Source organism: Microbacterium album, from assembly GCF_014643695.1.
Lineage (GTDB): Bacteria > Actinomycetota > Actinomycetes > Actinomycetales > Microbacteriaceae > Microbacterium > Microbacterium album.
The window spans coordinates 1-14,309 of sequence record NZ_BMJY01000003.1 but is presented as its reverse complement, the minus strand read 5'-3'; the positions used below and the strand labels follow the sequence as shown (position 1 = coordinate 14,309).

Here is a 14,309-nt window from a genome sequence, read left to right as displayed (position 1 = left end):
CCTCAACCCGAACGGAGCTTCTATGCACCTTGCCGCGCTTGCGGTCACCGCCGCTGAGACCGACCACCACGGCAACGTCATGCTGGAGACGCTGCCGTTCGGCATCGTCGCGCTGGTCATCTTCGGCGTCCTCGCCGCTGTGACGGCGTCCTACCGCAACGTGTCGAACCGGCACGCGCACAAGGTCGAAGCGCACGTCGAGCACGAGACGGGTCACGGCCACTAGGTCGCCCCGTGACGGTGCAGTCGGGACCACTGCGGATCGGCGTGATGGGTGGGACGTTCGATCCCATCCACCACGGACACCTCGTCGCGGCGAGCGAGGTAGCGCAGTCGTTCGGCCTCGACGAGGTCGTGTTCGTCCCGACGGGCCGCCCCTGGCAGAAGGAACAGGTCTCGCCCGCCGAGCAGCGGTATGAGATGACGGTCATCGCGACCGCCTCGAACCCCCAGTTCACGGTGAGCAGGGTCGACATCGATCGCGACGGCCCCACCTACACGGTCGACACGCTGCGCGACCTTCGTGCGCAGCGGCCGGACGCGGAGCTGTTCTTCATCTCGGGCGCTGACGCCGTGGCGCAGATTCTCAGCTGGAGAGACCACGATGAGCTGTGGGATCTGGCGCATTTCGTCGCGGTATCCCGACCCGGTCACGTGCTCGACGTCGAGGGGCTGCCGGTGCGCGGCGTCAGCCAGCTGGAGATCCCGGCACTGGCCATCTCGTCGACCGATTGCCGTGACCGCGTGCGCCGCGGGTTCCCCGTCTGGTATCTGGTTCCGGACGGTGTCGTGCAGTACATCGCGAAGCATCACCTGTATCGGAGCAAGGCATGAGCACACCGGACAAGCCTTCGCAGCCGCTCACCCGCCGCCAGCTGCGCGAGATGCGCATGACGGGGCAGAACCCCGTCATCACGCCGGCGGATGTCACAGCCGCGGGCGCCGCCGCCCACGTCCCCGCGCCTGAGGAACCCTCCGCGACTCCCGAGGAGCAGGCCCCGCCGGCCGTCCGCGAGACGGCGCCCGCCGACGCGCGCGACGAGCCTTCTCCCGCCGCCTCCGAGGCGGACGGTCGCGAAGCGGCGCCGGCCGCCGAGGCCGCCGCGCTGGAGGCCGCCGCTCAGGAGTCGTCGGCCCCGCAGGCGCCGCCGAAGGCGTCCGAGCTTCCGCAGGAGTTCGGCGGGCGGCCGCTGACCCGGCGCCAGGTGCGGGAACGGGAACGCCGCGGCGCCGGCCTGACCGGCGAGCAGCCGCTCCCGGCGGCCGGGGACGCCGGCTCGGACGCGGGCGTCGCCACCGGCATCCCGCCCCGCGAGCGCGCCGAGGACAGCCTCGCCGCGGACAGGGCCGCCGCGGACAGGGCCGTCAAGGCTGAGCGTGTCGCCGAGAGCGAGACCTCGGTGGTGTACGAGGTGGTGGATGAGCCGGCCCCATCGCGGGACGGCACGACCGGCGCTGCGCCGGACGAGCTCGTCGCCGAGCCCACCGTGCCCGCCGCGACCGATGCACAGGACGACGCCGTTCCTGCGGCCGAGGACAAGCACGCGGAGGCCCCGGTGCAGACCGTCTTCGTGGCGGAGGTCGCGGACGTCGCCGAGGACGCGGTCCAGGAGAAGGCGGCCGATCTTCCCGACCGCCCGGTCGTGGACCCCGGGTTCGGCTCCGCGCTGTTCGACGCCGACAAGCGCGCCGGCTCGGCACCCGGGTCGTTCGAGGACATCCTGTCGCAGTCCTCGGACTCGAGCGGCTCCGCGGCGGCCGGGAGCACCCTCGTCCTCACGCAGGACCCGGGTCCGATTCCGCTCAGCGCACCGATCACGGCGACCGGTGAGCTCCTGCTCACCAGCTCCCACACGCTGCCCGACGGCTTCGGATCGCGCGGCCACGTCGAGGGGGCCACGGACGGCAAGGACGTCGACGCCGTGCTCATCGACCGCGAGCTGCCGCTGTCCTCCTCGCCGACGCCGATCGCGGCCAGCGCGGCAGTCAGCACGTCGAAGAGCCCGTCCGAGGTCATCCGCCCTCCGGCGCCGGAGAAGAACCAGAAGCTGACGCTCATCCTCGGCATCACCGCGGCTGCGCTCGGTGTCGCGCTCATCGGCGTCGTGATCGTCGCCTTCACGACGGGAGTGCTGTGATGGCCTCGGCCGAATCGCTCGCCATGCTGAAGATCGCCGCCGAGGCGGCGGACGCCAAGGGCGGTGAGGACCTCGTCGCGCTCGACGTGTCGGAGCCGCTCCCGCTCGTCGACGTCTTCCTGCTCGTCACGGGCCGCAGCGAGCGCAACGTCGCCGCGATCGCCGACGAGATCGAGGACCGCCTGCACGAGGCGGGACACAAGCGCCTGCGCCGCGAGGGCCGCGCCGAATCGCGATGGGTGCTGCTCGACTTCGGCGACCTCGTCGTGCACGTCTTCCACCAGGAGGAGCGCTCCTTCTACGCCCTCGAGCGCCTCTGGAAGGACTGCCCCGTCGTCCCCGTCGAGGTCTCGACGACGCGCCCGGAGGACTGACCAGATTTTCCGGACTCGGTCGTCCTGTAGTAAGCTGTGTGAGTTGCCCGGGGCTTCTACCGGGTGACATCTGGGCCTGTGGCGCAGCTGGTAGCGCACCTGCATGGCATGCAGGGGGTCAGGGGTTCGAGTCCCCTCAGGTCCACCAGTGTGATGAGTCGGGACATGTGTCTCTGACGACAGTTAGGACATCGGCCGGCTCGCGGCACGACGCCGGCGGTTGCGTGGGAAAGACCCCGGCAGAAGATCAGCGGTAGTCGTAGTAGCTGATCTCCAGGTACGGGTAGGGCCAGCGATCCGAACCGATCAGGTGGTTCGTCTCTTTCAAGACGCGGATGTCGATATCGATCCCGGCCCATTCGCCCGGAGTCTCCTCGTACTGGAAGAACCAGTACCGCGCGTCCTCCTCGTCCCTGGCCTCGAGCGTCGTGAACCCGGCAGCCTCGAGCTCGGGTAGCAGCGCCTCCGCGTCGGCGAGCGCGGCCTCGGTGGTCGCGTACTCGTATTCCAGATCGATGTCCTTGCCGCTCTGCTCCGCGAGCACGAGGGCGCCGCACTCGGGCAGCGGGAACGGCTCGTCCCACCACTCGGGCAAAGACACCTCCTCGCGGTGGGGGAGGCCCGAGGGCTCGATCTCGGCGGGGTCAACCGCGCACGGATCCTCTTTCGACTCGTCGGCGGCCGGGGTGCTGGCCGTCGGGCTGGGTTCCGCCGTCGGTGCCTCATCCGCGGGCTCGGCCGAAACGCTCGCGCATCCGGCGAGCAGCAGCCCACCGAGCAGCCCGGTCGCCAGCAGGATGAGGGAAACGGGTCGGCGCATGGTGGTCCTCACGTCGGGGCGGCTGCCCGGGAGTCGCTGGTGCTGCCAGTGTATTCGGCGACGTCGGGGCCCTGCGTAAGCGGCATAACCGCTACGCACCGATCGGGCAGGTCATGCCGGTTGAGTAGAGGGCATCCCTTGCCAGCGATTTGCGTCGGCAGCTGACTCCCGGCTCGAACTGGAATCAGCCCCGAGGACGACGCCCTCGCTCGTAAGCGGCTCGCGAAGGACCGGCCGTGTCAGCGCGAGACGATCTCGGCCACCGTGCGGGCGAGCACGAGGCGTGCCATCGCCGTCGGGAGGCGCGGATCGTCGAGGGCGAAGATCACCACCCGGTCGTGCGCGACGATCGCCGTGAACGCCATGTCGCGATGCGCGGCAACCGCCCCGCGCACCTCCTCGGCCCAGCCGGGCTCGGCCGTTTCGCGCCCGTCGGTCCACGGTGGGGCGACGAGGAGCGGATCGATCGTCGGCACGCCGCCCTGGACGGCGAAACACCCACGGCCCGGCAGGCCGCTGGCGCGCGCGGGCACCACGACGATCTCGCGACCGTTCTCGCCACGCGTGGAGCCGGGAAGCGCCCGTAGGGCCCAGGTCTCGACCCGGCCCTCGGCTCCGCCCGCGAGCGGGCCGCGCATCCGGCCGCGCGCGCCGAGCACCCGCCAACCGCGCGGCAGCGCGATCCCGATCTCGAAGGGATCGGGATCGCCGTCGCCCTCGAACCGCCAGCCGTGTCGCCTGCACCAGGCCTCGCGTGCCGCGGCGACACGCCGGTGCAGCGCCTCCCTGCCCCAGCGCGCCCGCACGGCGAAGAACACCGCCACGCCGAGCCCGATCAGACCGATGACGATGGCGACCTGCGCCGGCCGCGGCAGGGCCGCGGTGAGGAACATGGACGCGAAGATCGCCGCGATCGTGCCGGCCAGGGCGAGTGGCTGGATGCCCGCGGCACCCGTCCACGGCCTGGCCGGCAGCCGGGGCTCGGCGTCATCGGCCCGCCGCGCGATTCGATCGCGCGCGTCGGCTGCTGCCTGTTCGCCGCTTCCCATCTCGTCCACGCTCATCCCGTCGCCCTCTGCACCGACTGACCGACACCAGAGGACCCCGGGCCGAGTACGGCGTGTGGGATGATCCCGATGCCGCACGGCTTGAGCTCGTCGACGGGCCGCCAGTGAGTCTGCAACAGCGTACAGAATCTGTCGGTCGCTCCCCGCAGCCGGCGACTCACCCGGGGTGGTCGGCCCGGAGCCGCCGCCGGATGGCGCGGGCGGAGTGCGCAGCGCGCGCGAGGCGTCGGCCGTTGTAACGCACGCCGCCGCGGAGGCGTAGCAGGATCGCCACCCACGTCGCGAGGCCGCGCTCGGCCAGCCATACCGGGACCCACAGGAGGCTCGAGGCGGGGAAGACGGTCCGCCCGCCGTGCCGGCGGCGTCCCCGCTCGGCGACGGCCAAGAGTACCGCCACCACGGCGAACAGCGCCGCGGGCCGCCGCCGGAGGCACACGGCGACGGGCAGGATCGAGGCCTCCAGCGCGAGCCGCCAGGGCTGCGCCCAGCTGTCGTACGCCTGCCGGACCCGCTGAGAGAGGAAATGGCGAGCCGACGGGGGCCGCCGGGCCACGAGGATGTCGGACCTGGTGCACACGCGGCCCCCGGCGGCGCGCACGGTGCGTTCGAGCTCGAGATTCTCGAACAGTACGTCCGCGTCGTAACCGCCCGTCGCCGTGATGGTCGACCGTCGCACCGCGTAGGTGCCGGGGTAGTCGGCGGACAGTCCCCGGTTGAGCAGCGTGCGCGCGGTGTCCCAGCGTGCGTGCCAGGGGAGGGGGACGAAGTGGTTCTGCGGTTTGACGAGGTCGGCGGTGCGCAACTGCTCCACGACGGCGCTCAGCGACTCGTACTCGTAGCGCACGTCGTCGTCGGCGATGACGATCGCCTCGTGGCGCGCGATTCCGATACCGGTGAGGACACCGCGCACCTTGCCGTTCGCGCCCTCCGTGACGGCGACCGGCACATGCCGCACGAGTCCCCGCCACGCGCGGGCGTGCGCCGCGAAACGCGGGGCGTCGGACCCGTCGACGACGGTGACGTCGACCCACTCGCGCAGCCGCCCCAGATAGGCGGTCAACTCGGCCAGCCCCTCGTCCGATCCCCAGCGCAGCGGCAGGACGTACTCGGCCGCTATTCCGGCAGGGCGGGCGGCCGCCCGCATCGCCGGTGGACGCATGGACGGCAGGCGCCCGTCAGTCATCCGTGCGGAACCCTGCCGCCTTGTGCGTGCCGTCGCAGAAGGGCTTGATCGTCGACAGCCCGCACCGGCACAGGGCCACGGTGCGGCGGTGGCGCGGGATCGGCTCGCCGTCGGCGCTGCGCAGCTCGACCTCTCCGCGCAGCAGCAGCGGCCCGTCCGGGTACGCGGTGATCGTGGGGCGCTGCTCAGTCATCGTGGGCCTTCCGCAGGGAGGTCTTCCCGCTCGTCCAGGCATCGAGCAGGTGCGTCCCCACCCAGCCGTCGACGGTCAGGCAGGCCGCGGCGCCGAACATGATGTCGGGCAGCAGGTCGGGTCGGTCCTCCGCAAGCGATCCGGCGAGGTCGCGGCCGGCGATCTGCTCGTGCACGGCATCCGCCTCGACGTGCTCGTCGAAATAGTCCGTGACATCCTCGCCGAAGCCGAGCCGCCGTAGGCCGTCGCCGTACATCCGGTTCGGGATCGACGACGTCATCTCGAACGCGGCCAGATGTCCCACGATGGCGCCGACGAGGCGGCGATTCAGCCCGAACATCGACATCATGTTGTGCGCCGCGAGCGTGATCGCCGGAACGTCGTCGATGTAGGCGCCGTAGGTGTCGTCCAATCCGGCGCCGCGCAGCGTGGCGGCGAAGATCTCGGCGTGCACGCGGTCCGGCTGACCGCCGCCGTACTCGTCCGCCTGGATCTCGACGAGGGCCGCCTTGGCTCGCCCGTGGAGGCGTGGGATCGCCCAAGAGTGCGGGTCCGCCTCGCGGAGCGTGTACACCGAGCGCTGCACGAGGAACTCCCGCGCCTGGTCGAGGGTGGCCTTCTTCGCGAGGTAGCGCGAGACGCTGGGCCCGGAGTCGGCGCCGGTGAGGGCGAACAGCGCGCGGGACACGGCATCGGCGGTGGGTTCCGGCAGCTCGGGCATGGGCACGGCCCGGCGCAGGTCGCGTTCGAATCGCTCCTCGAGCGTGCGGCGCGTCGCAACGAGCCCCGGGTCCCATTCGAGTGCCGGGTCGAGGCCGTCGATCGAACCGTACGCCGACGCGTACAGCGTGAACAGCGCGAGCTGCACATCCTCGTCTCGGATGACATCGGGCGCCTCCGCCACCGCTCGCCGGGCGAGCTCGCCGTGGTGTGCCCCGTTGCCGCCGTCTTCGCCGCCGGTGCCCGTGAGGTGCAGCAGGACGGCCGTGCTGAGGGGCCCGCGAGGAGCGAAGGGAAGCCGCGCGGTCTGTGGTGCGGCGAGGGTCTGGGACACGGATGCACTCCGATCGTGGGCGCGGGTCACGCCTGGGGCACCGGTGTGGCGCCAGGCGATGGCCGTTCGAGGAACGGGACGGCGGCAAACCTCCCCGCGACCGCCGATGGTCGCATGGAGGCAGACCGATTCCATGCGACCAGTGTGCGCTGCCGCACCGTCCGCCGCACGACCCTCGACGGGCCGCGCGCCACCGCGTACACTGAGCGGATTTCGCGTCCCGCGCTCGCGCGTGCGGCGCGGAGCGACGGTCAGACTCGCCGACGCTGCGGCGGACGGCGCGTCGAGTGGACCTTGCGGTACAGGCGGGTGATGTGTCCTTCGACGGTGCGCGGAGACACATGAAGGCGTCGCGCGATGTCGGCGTTCGACAGCCCGGCCTGGATCAACTCCCGGATCTGACGCTCGCGCGGGGTGAGCGGCTCGGCGCCTCCGTCTCGCAGGGGCGAGAGCAGCCGATGCCCCGGGAGATCGAGTCCGCGGTAGAGTTCCTCGCCGCGGGCCTTCGCGGACCGGCGCAGGCGCTCCGGGGCGGTCGGGTCGCCCGCGATCGTCGCGAGTACCTCCGCGGCGATCCCGGGCAGCCCGAGGCCGACGAACCGGTGCGCCACGTCGAGCAGGGCCACCGGGTCGGCGTCCGCGACCGCGCGGGCGTGGGACACGTGGGCGCGGTGCATGGCCCCGTCCAGGGAGTCCGCGACGGAGAGCAGGAGCTTCGCGGCCTCGCGAGAGCCGAAGCGCACGCCCACGTGCAGCGCCTCCGCTGCGAAGCCGTACAGCCCGTCGCGGATCAGCTCGCGCCCCGTGGCGACGAGCTCGTCGGTGACGGCGTCGGTGTCCGGGTCGACGAGATACCGCGCGGACGTCGTCTGCGCCAGCACACCACCCGTCACGGCCGCGCTGCCGCGCGACGCCATGCTCCGCAGCGCGCGAAGGAGCCGCAGGGCCTCGTCCGTTCGACCGACGAGGGCCGCGGCGTGCGCGCGCACGGCGGTGTGCATCGCCGCGTAGCCGGTCGGGTCCCCCAGGTCGCGGGTGGCGTCCGCGCCGCGGGCGAGGCGGTACGCGCGGCCGGCCTGCCCGGCGGCTAGTGACCAGCTCGCCAGCGCGAGTTCGTAGCCGACGCTGCCGGGAGCCGGACTGTCGTGCTGCTCGGGGCTGTCGATGCGACGCACGATGGCCCGGCTGTGCGCCGGGCCGCTCGAGCTGAGCGCACAGATGAAGATTGTCGCATCGAGCTCGTCGCGCAGTGACGTGTCGCGGAACGCGCGCAGCGTCGTCTCGGCCTTGATCCACAGCGAGCGGGTGAACCCTGCACGGGGCGAGCCGGTGCCGAGGAGCGCGAGGCAGGATGCCACGCGCACGCGGGCACGGCTGCTTGCAGCAGCGTGAGACAGCAGTGCCTGAGAGTGGTCGGATTCGTAGACGGCGAGGAACTCGCGGTGCCGTCCGCTCTGAACCAGATGCAGCAGGCGGTGAGCCTCGAGTTCTCCGCGGGTCGCGTCTCCGCTCGCCTGTTCGAAGGCCTTCGCCAGGAGCGCGAACGCGCGGTCGGGGTCCCCGGCGAGATAGTGTGCCAGCTCGGCCTCGGCGACCGCGACGCGGGACAGCGCGGTTTCGTAGGCCGCGTCGTGCAAGGACGGGAGGACTCCGCGGACCCCCGCGAGAGCGGCCTGCGCTTCTTCGGCGTTGCCGCGGAACCACCAGGCGTGCGAAAGGGCCAGGTGCAGCTCGACACGGGTGACGGCGTCCCCGGTGCGGGGGAGCGCGGCGTCGGCGAGACGGGTGAGGGCGCGCCAGTCACGCTCCGCCCGCAGCGCGGTGATCGCGCGCAGCAGCATCGCGTCGTCGACGGGACGGTCATGCTCGAGCGCCCACTGGAGCACGTGAGCGGGCGGATGCGGATGGGCGAGCACGCGAAGGTGGCTCGCCTCCACCTCGTGTGGAGGGAGCGTGTGCCGCACGGCCTCGGCGAGCGCCGGCGCGCGGAACTCGGCTCGCCCCTCCCGCAGGTGCAGCAGGCCGTCGGCGATGAGGTTGTGCAGGATCTCCGTCTCACCGCGGTCGAGCCGGCGGAGGTCGACGGGCTGTTCGAGGGCGATCCGCCTCAGGAGGGCCGCCCCCGCCGGGGAGCGGCCAGCGAGCTCGATGTGCGCGTGGGACGTGAGGAGCGCCGGGTCGAGCGGGCCCGAGAGCTGCCAGCGGGATCCGACTCGGACGATCCCTCCGGTCAGCTGGAGCTCAGACGCCAGACGTGCGACAACGGCGGGGACGAAGCCTCCCGCGCGTCCGATCTGCTCGGCCGTCGCGAGATCGACGTCCGCGCCCAGCCGGGCCGACAGAAAGCCGGGGAGTTCCTCGAACGACAGCACCGACACTGAGACCACGCTCAGGGCGCCCGTCGTGCGGAACCAGACGGGGATGTCCTCGGGAGCGCATGCGACGACCACGTGCAAGCGAGCCACCGCCTCGGGATCGAGGGCGTCGAGCGCGGCGCTCGTCGGCACGATCACGGTGGAGGCCTCCTCCGGGACGGAGGGGAGCGGGGCCGGGTCCGAGGGCAGCAGCACCGCCGCGGGGTGCAAGCGGGAGGCCAGCCCGCGGGTCACGAGCGTTCGGATGCCGTTGCCGCGGGCGCCCGTGACGACCACACGCCGCGGGAGGGCCACGGGGTCATCCGCGAGCAGTTCGCGCAACTGTTCCTCGGCGACTCGCTCGCACAACCGCGATCCGTCGTCCATGACCCGAATGTCCACCACGCCAAGCGAGCCTATCCGCCGCGGGGACCTCGCCTGCGCAATCGGGGGTCTACCTCGCTATTGGGGCCGTCGGGTGCCTCGTTATCGTGAACCGCCGGCCGTGTGGGCCGGACTCAGAGGCGTGGAAGGACCGAACGGGAAAATGGTTGGAACAGGGGAGACTCCGGTGAAGACGCAGCGGATCACCGGGGCGAAGAAGGCGGCGCTCACGGCCGTGGCCGTCGCGGCCGCGGCAGGTGTCGCCTTCGGCAGCGCGCAGACGATCGGGGCGCTGTTCACGTCGCAGGCCACCGTTGAGGGCCAGAGCGTCAAGACCGGGACGGTCGAGATCTCGCCCGCGTTCGCCGCGAACTCCGACCCGATCGACGTCTCCGGTCTGCTGCCGGGCGACACCGTCTCCACCACGCTCGACGTGAGCAACACCGGTTCGGCCGACCTGTATTACACGGTCCGACTCAACCTCGACGGCGCGACGGACACCGCGCTCGCCACGGCGCTGCAGGTCAAGGTCACGGCAGGCTCCTACTCCGCCACTCAGACGCTCGGCGCTTGGCCGGGGAGCACGATGGAGGTTGCGACTCCGATCGATGCGGGCGAGCGGATCCCCGTCACGATCGAGGTGACGCTTCCCCTCTCCGCCGCAAACACGCTGCAGGGCACGTCTGCGACCTTCGACGTCCAGTTCGATGCCACGCAGAAGCGCAACAACCCCGCCGAGCCTCAGGACCGCATCATCACCCACGGTATGGGCTGATCCGATCCACTGCGCGGTCGGCACGGCGACCGAAGACGTGTCGCCGCATGAGGGTTGAAGAAGGACGGAAACGACGTGGAACCTGAGGTCTGCTCGGTGACGGTGGGCGCGACGCCCGTGACGGGCGCGCTGCCCGCGACCGGCGCGGAAGCGCCGTGGTGGGTGATCGGCGTGGCGCTGGTCGTGCTGGTGGCGGGGGCCGCGCTGGTCGCCCTGCACCGGAGGACCCGAAATCAGCGCGGTGCCGGCGCGGGGGCCGGCGCCGCGCTCGTCCTCGGCGTGGCGCTCCTGGCGTCGTCGCCCCTGGTGGCGACGACGCCCGCGCAGGCGTCGGTCACAGGTGCGACGACCACATCGGTGAGCTACAGCTCAGGCTGCGTGCTATTCGGGATCGAGGACGTGCTCACGGTCACGTCCGGGGACGTCCTCCCGGGGGATGAGGCCGTGGTGTTGACGGTCGAGACCGTCAACCGCTTCGGCGGACCCGTGGTCCTCACCGCTGCCGCGGGCGTCACCGAGGGGTCCGACGCCCTGCCCGGCACCCTGACAACGGCGCTGAACGGAACGCCCGCGTCGAGCGTGACGGTCGATCCGGGTGCGCGCACGGCCGTGGGCGTGCTGCTCGCGATGCCGAGCGACATCGGCAATGACGCGCAGGGGCTCGAATCCGAGTTGGTCCTGACGATCACGGCGGTGGAGGAGTGAACCGCGGGTCCGTTCCCGCGCGGGCCGTGTTGGCGGGTGTCGCGGTGTTGGCGCTAGCGCCGGGGACGGTGTCGGTGGGGGCGTCGTTCACGGCGCAGGCGACGGTGCCGGGCGTGGCGAGTGTGGTCACGGCGTCCGTGTCGGGGTTGCAGGGTGGTCAGGCGAGCCGCACGAGTGCGGGCGTGGCGAGCGTGACGTGGGATGAGCCTGCTCTGCGTGCCGACGAGGCCGAGTACGTCGTGGAGCGCACGGTCGGCTCGGTGACGTCGGTCATCGACCCGGTGGTGACCGCGGCCGATGGCGCAGTGGGATTCGTCGACGACCTGACCGTGCCCGCTGTCGACGCTGCTTCCCTGGTGGGCATCGACGCGGGCTTTTATCACACGTGCGGGGTCACGGAGGCGGGTGCCGTTGCGTGCTGGGGAAGCGGCATCTACGGTGCGCTGGGCAACGGCAGTGCGCAGCAGCGCCCGACGCCGACCCTGGTCGACGTCAGCGCGTTGCCGGGCACACCCCGCTTCCGCTCCGTCTCCGCGGGCGACGAGCACACCTGCGCGCTGACCGAAGCGGGCGAGATCTACTGCTGGGGAATGGAGACGTACGGTCGGCTCGGCGTCGCGGGCGCGGCCAACCGGTGGTTTCGACCCGTGAGCCCAGTGGAGGCCGACCTGTCCCCAGGAGACCGGTTCGTCTCGGTCAGCGGCGGCTCTTGGCACACATGCGCTCTGACACAGGCCGGACGGGTGTTCTGCTGGGGGAACGGCGGGGGCGTAGGGAGTCTGGGGGACGGCCGGAGTGACATCGCCGTCGTCCCCGTGGAGGTGTCGAGGACGCACGTCCCGTCCGGCGCGAAGTTCGTAGCGATCGACTCGGGATCGACGCACACGTGCGCTGTCATCGAAACGGGCAGGGCCTACTGCTGGGGTATGGGAGGAGACGGCCAGCTCGGCCACGGCGCGCGCGTGAACGCGCATGTGCCGACCGCCGTGAACATGGCGGCGTTCCCGGGGGAGCGCTTGGTCTCCGTCGCCGCAGGGTACGCGTCGACGTGCGCGCTCGCCGCCTCGGGAGCCGTGTACTGCTGGGGTTTCAATCGGTCCGGACAGCTCGCCGACGGAACCACGGCGAGCAGTCTTGTTCCCGTCCGAGCCCTGCGGGGGTCCATTCCGCAGGGCCGTGAGATCCTCAGCATCTCGGCGTTCCATGAGCACGTGTGTGTGCTGGTCGACGACGGTTCCGCGCACTGCTGGGGCAGCGACGAGTTCGGGCAGCTCGGCCGCGGCGGATCGGGCTACGCCTCGCAACCGGTGGCAGTCGCTCGCGCAGCGCTTCCTCCCGACGCGCGGCTCACGCAACTGAGCGCGGGGGTCGAGCACACGTGCGCGCTCAGCGCGGATCACGGTGCCTTCTGCTGGGGCTTAGGCGCGTACGGCCGGCTCGGCGACGGATCCACCGCATCGCACCGCGTGCCCGCTCGAGTCGACCACTCGGGGCTTCCCCAGCTCGATCCGTGCGACCCCGGGTGGGTGGCGGTCGCCGGGCACCGTTGCGCCCCCGGGGCGGATATCGCCGTGGGGTACCGGATCGACCACTCGCTGCGGGGCTGGACGCCGCCACAGCCGCTGCTGGTGTCCGCGCCCGTGGCGGACATCCCGTGACCGGTCGTACGACGAGAGTGAATGGACATCGTGGAACCTGAGATCTGCACCGTGTCGGTCGGCGCCCTGCCCGCTACCGGAGCTGCATCGTCGGGATGGCTGGTCGCGATCGCCGTGATGGCGTTGCTCGGCGGCGCCGCTCTGCTGGCCCTGCAGCGTCACCGCGCCCGCGCGACGACCGCGGGCGTGGCGGCGTTCGCGCTGGCGCTCGGCGTGGGGGGCGTCGTGCTGGCACCGCTCGGGAATGAGCGGCGCGCGGCAGCGGCGGAGCGGCCCTCCATCAGCTACAGCGACGGCTGCGCACACCTGGGCCTCGACGCCGTGACGCCCTCGCCGGACATCCGCGACGGACTGACCCCGGGGCACGAACAGGTCGCGCTGAGTGTCGACGTCGCGAACAGGTTCGCGGAGACGATCGAGCTCACGGCAGACGCGGCGCTGAAGGGTGCGGACGGGCCCGTCGTCGCGGCCGTGTTCGCGAGGGAGCTTCTCGGCGAGGCGCCCGAGGGTGGCGTCGCGTTGGAACCAGGGGAGCGGACCACGGTGCTCGTCGTGGTCGGCCTCCCCTCGGATCAGGACGACGACCACGAGGGGCAGGGCCGGGTCCTGGAGCTCACGCTCACGGCCGAGGAAACCTGATGCGCGTACGCACGGCGCGCGCTCTCTCCCGCGTGCGCTGGACGGCGATGATCGCTCTGGGCGTCCTGCTGGTCGTGCCCCTCCTGCTCCCGCTCGCGGGCGTCCGGCTGGTCAGCGTCGACGGCGGTTCGATGGCACCGACGTACCGCCCCGGCGAGGCCCTCCTCGTCGCGGATCCGCCCGCCACGCGAGTCGGGGTCGGCGAGCCGGTGCTCGTCGGAGACCCGCCCGCCGCGTACGTTCATCGCGTGATCGCGGTGGACGGCGATCTGCTGCGTCTGCAGGGCGACGCGAACGCCACCGCGGACCCGGGGACGGTGCATGTCTCCGAGGTCACCGGCGTCATCGCTGTGCACCTCGCCCACCCGGCCGGAGCGGTCGTGTCGGCGGTGACCGTGCTTCCGGGGCGCATCCTGCTCGCGGGCCTGGTCGTGCTGCTGCTGGTGCTGCCGGTTCTCGCCCCGCGCCGTCCGTCCGGCCGGTCCCCGGCGGGCGATGACCGGACCGCAGGCGACGAACCCCTGCGCGGTGCGGTCGCCGCGCCCTCAACGCTCGGACACCGCTGACACCGGCGCCATATACCGACCCGCCTCGTGGCGTTGACGGGCAGCGACGCCCGCGCGTCGTCGTGGCCATACCGGCGCCTCAGCCGGGTGGCCGGTCTCGCGATCTGTGGCGGGTGAGGGCGTTGGGTGCGGGTCGGTAGGTGCCGCGTCTGTCGATCCAGGGTGGGGCTTTGATGACGGGGGTGCCGTTTCGCATGCGGATGTCCCATCCGGAACGCTCGAGGTTGTGGTGGTGCCACCAGCAGAGCAGGACCCCGTTGTCGGTGTGGGTGGGGCCGCCGTTCGCGTGTTCGTCGACGTGGTGGATCTCGCACCAGGCGGCGGGGATGGTGCAGCCGGGGATGACGCATCCGCCGTCTCGGGCGGTGATCGCCCGGCGCTGGTGGGTGTTGAACACCC

The 14,309-nt window shown here is 72.0% G+C and carries 16 protein-coding genes and 1 tRNA gene; 10 read left to right on the top strand and 7 right to left on the bottom strand.

Translation table 11 applies throughout. The features are described 5' to 3' along the window. Positions 1-22 precede the first annotated feature (22 nt). The 5 genes from IEX37_RS04850 to IEX37_RS04830 all read left to right on the top strand — a co-directional run bounded on the left by IEX37_RS04850 (position 23) and on the right by IEX37_RS04830 (position 2,660). Positions 23-226: a hypothetical protein gene (locus tag IEX37_RS04850; RefSeq protein WP_188755136.1), complete on the top strand. Its 204-nt coding sequence runs from the start codon at positions 23-25 to the stop codon at positions 224-226. 8 nt (positions 227-234) lie between these two features. Beyond that, the gene (gene nadD, locus IEX37_RS04845) at positions 235-834 is read left to right on the top strand and encodes a nicotinate-nucleotide adenylyltransferase (RefSeq protein ID WP_268236514.1); all 600 of its coding nucleotides are present in this window, start codon (positions 235-237) and stop codon (positions 832-834) included. Beyond that, the gene (locus IEX37_RS04840) at positions 831-2,138 is read left to right on the top strand and encodes a hypothetical protein (RefSeq protein ID WP_188755135.1); all 1,308 of its coding nucleotides are present in this window, start codon (positions 831-833) and stop codon (positions 2,136-2,138) included. Before nadD ends, IEX37_RS04840 begins: the two co-directional genes overlap by 4 nt. Next, the gene (rsfS, locus tag IEX37_RS04835; RefSeq protein WP_188755134.1) at positions 2,138-2,512 is read left to right on the top strand and encodes a ribosome silencing factor; all 375 of its coding nucleotides are present in this window, start codon (positions 2,138-2,140) and stop codon (positions 2,510-2,512) included. Before IEX37_RS04840 ends, rsfS begins: the two co-directional genes overlap by 1 nt. Before the next feature lie 72 nt (positions 2,513-2,584). Then, positions 2,585-2,660: transfer RNA gene (locus IEX37_RS04830), tRNA-Ala, on the top strand. Positions 2,661-2,759: 99 nt separating this feature from the next. Here the strand turns inward: IEX37_RS04830 and IEX37_RS04825 are convergent. The 6 genes from IEX37_RS04825 to IEX37_RS04800 form a co-directional block, all read right to left on the bottom strand. After that, positions 2,760-3,332, bottom strand: a complete 573-nt coding sequence (locus tag IEX37_RS04825; protein ID WP_188755133.1) for a hypothetical protein — start codon at positions 3,330-3,332, stop codon at positions 2,760-2,762. A 239-nt stretch (positions 3,333-3,571) separates the two neighbouring features. Then, a complete protein-coding gene (locus tag IEX37_RS04820; protein WP_188755132.1) occupies positions 3,572-4,396 on the bottom strand; it encodes a hypothetical protein in 825 nt (274 codons plus the stop codon). Positions 4,397-4,556: 160 nt separating this feature from the next. Next, on the bottom strand, positions 4,557-5,582 hold the full coding sequence (locus IEX37_RS04815; protein WP_229663079.1) for a glycosyltransferase family 2 protein: 1,026 nt from the start codon (positions 5,580-5,582) through the stop codon (positions 4,557-4,559). Beyond that, positions 5,575-5,775, bottom strand: a complete 201-nt coding sequence (locus IEX37_RS04810) for a CDGSH iron-sulfur domain-containing protein (protein WP_188755131.1) — start codon at positions 5,773-5,775, stop codon at positions 5,575-5,577. The genes IEX37_RS04815 and IEX37_RS04810 overlap by 8 nt, the downstream gene beginning before the upstream one ends. Further along, positions 5,768-6,829 (bottom strand): iron-containing redox enzyme family protein, encoded by a 1,062-nt coding sequence (locus IEX37_RS04805; RefSeq protein ID WP_229663078.1) that lies wholly within the window; start codon positions 6,827-6,829, stop codon positions 5,768-5,770. Before IEX37_RS04805 ends, IEX37_RS04810 begins: the two co-directional genes overlap by 8 nt. A 251-nt stretch (positions 6,830-7,080) precedes the next feature. Next, positions 7,081-9,588 (bottom strand): helix-turn-helix domain-containing protein, encoded by a 2,508-nt coding sequence (locus IEX37_RS04800; protein WP_188755129.1) that lies wholly within the window; start codon positions 9,586-9,588, stop codon positions 7,081-7,083. Between the two features lie 166 nt (positions 9,589-9,754). Here IEX37_RS04800 and IEX37_RS04795 point away from each other — a divergent pair, with 166 nt between their 5' ends. The 5 genes from IEX37_RS04795 to IEX37_RS04775 all read left to right on the top strand — a co-directional run bounded on the left by IEX37_RS04795 (position 9,755) and on the right by IEX37_RS04775 (position 13,910). Next, positions 9,755-10,342 (top strand): hypothetical protein, encoded by a 588-nt coding sequence (locus IEX37_RS04795; protein ID WP_188755128.1) that lies wholly within the window; start codon positions 9,755-9,757, stop codon positions 10,340-10,342. 75 nt (positions 10,343-10,417) lie between these two features. Continuing rightward, the gene (locus IEX37_RS04790; protein ID WP_188755127.1) at positions 10,418-11,047 is read left to right on the top strand and encodes an LAVTG motif-containing sortase-dependent surface protein; all 630 of its coding nucleotides are present in this window, start codon (positions 10,418-10,420) and stop codon (positions 11,045-11,047) included. Between the two features lie 68 nt (positions 11,048-11,115). Then, a complete protein-coding gene (locus IEX37_RS04785) occupies positions 11,116-12,705 on the top strand; it encodes an RCC1 domain-containing protein (RefSeq protein ID WP_188755126.1) in 1,590 nt (529 codons plus the stop codon). A 21-nt stretch (positions 12,706-12,726) separates the two neighbouring features. After that, the gene (locus tag IEX37_RS04780; protein ID WP_188755125.1) at positions 12,727-13,344 is read left to right on the top strand and encodes an LPXTG cell wall anchor domain-containing protein; all 618 of its coding nucleotides are present in this window, start codon (positions 12,727-12,729) and stop codon (positions 13,342-13,344) included. Then, complete coding sequence (locus IEX37_RS04775) at positions 13,344-13,910, top strand: S24/S26 family peptidase (RefSeq protein ID WP_188755124.1); 567 nt, start codon at positions 13,344-13,346, stop codon at positions 13,908-13,910. Before IEX37_RS04780 ends, IEX37_RS04775 begins: the two co-directional genes overlap by 1 nt. A 79-nt stretch (positions 13,911-13,989) precedes the next feature. On the opposite strand, the gene IEX37_RS04770 is transcribed toward IEX37_RS04775, so the two are convergent. Continuing rightward, on the bottom strand, positions 13,990-14,309 hold a 320-nt coding region (locus IEX37_RS04770; protein ID WP_188755123.1), incomplete at its 5' end, for an HNH endonuclease signature motif containing protein.

Excerpts from the sequence above, each read along its gene's own strand:
- IEX37_RS04850 (WP_188755136.1), top strand. The coding sequence starts at position 23 with ATGCACCTTGCCGCGCTTGCGGTCACCGCCGCTGAGACCGACCACCAC.
- IEX37_RS04840 (WP_188755135.1), top strand. The coding sequence starts at position 831 with ATGAGCACACCGGACAAGCCTTCGCAGCCGCTCACCCGCCGCCAGCTG.
- rsfS (WP_188755134.1), top strand. The coding sequence starts at position 2,138 with ATGGCCTCGGCCGAATCGCTCGCCATGCTGAAGATCGCCGCCGAGGCG.
- IEX37_RS04825 (WP_188755133.1), bottom strand. The coding sequence starts at position 3,332 with ATGCGCCGACCCGTTTCCCTCATCCTGCTGGCGACCGGGCTGCTCGGT.
- IEX37_RS04820 (WP_188755132.1), bottom strand. The coding sequence starts at position 4,396 with ATGAGCGTGGACGAGATGGGAAGCGGCGAACAGGCAGCAGCCGACGCG.
- IEX37_RS04815 (WP_229663079.1), bottom strand. The coding sequence starts at position 5,582 with ATGACTGACGGGCGCCTGCCGTCCATGCGTCCACCGGCGATGCGGGCG.
- IEX37_RS04810 (WP_188755131.1), bottom strand. The coding sequence starts at position 5,775 with ATGACTGAGCAGCGCCCCACGATCACCGCGTACCCGGACGGGCCGCTG.
- IEX37_RS04780 (WP_188755125.1), top strand. The coding sequence starts at position 12,727 with ATGGACATCGTGGAACCTGAGATCTGCACCGTGTCGGTCGGCGCCCTG.
- IEX37_RS04775 (WP_188755124.1), top strand. The coding sequence starts at position 13,344 with ATGCGCGTACGCACGGCGCGCGCTCTCTCCCGCGTGCGCTGGACGGCG.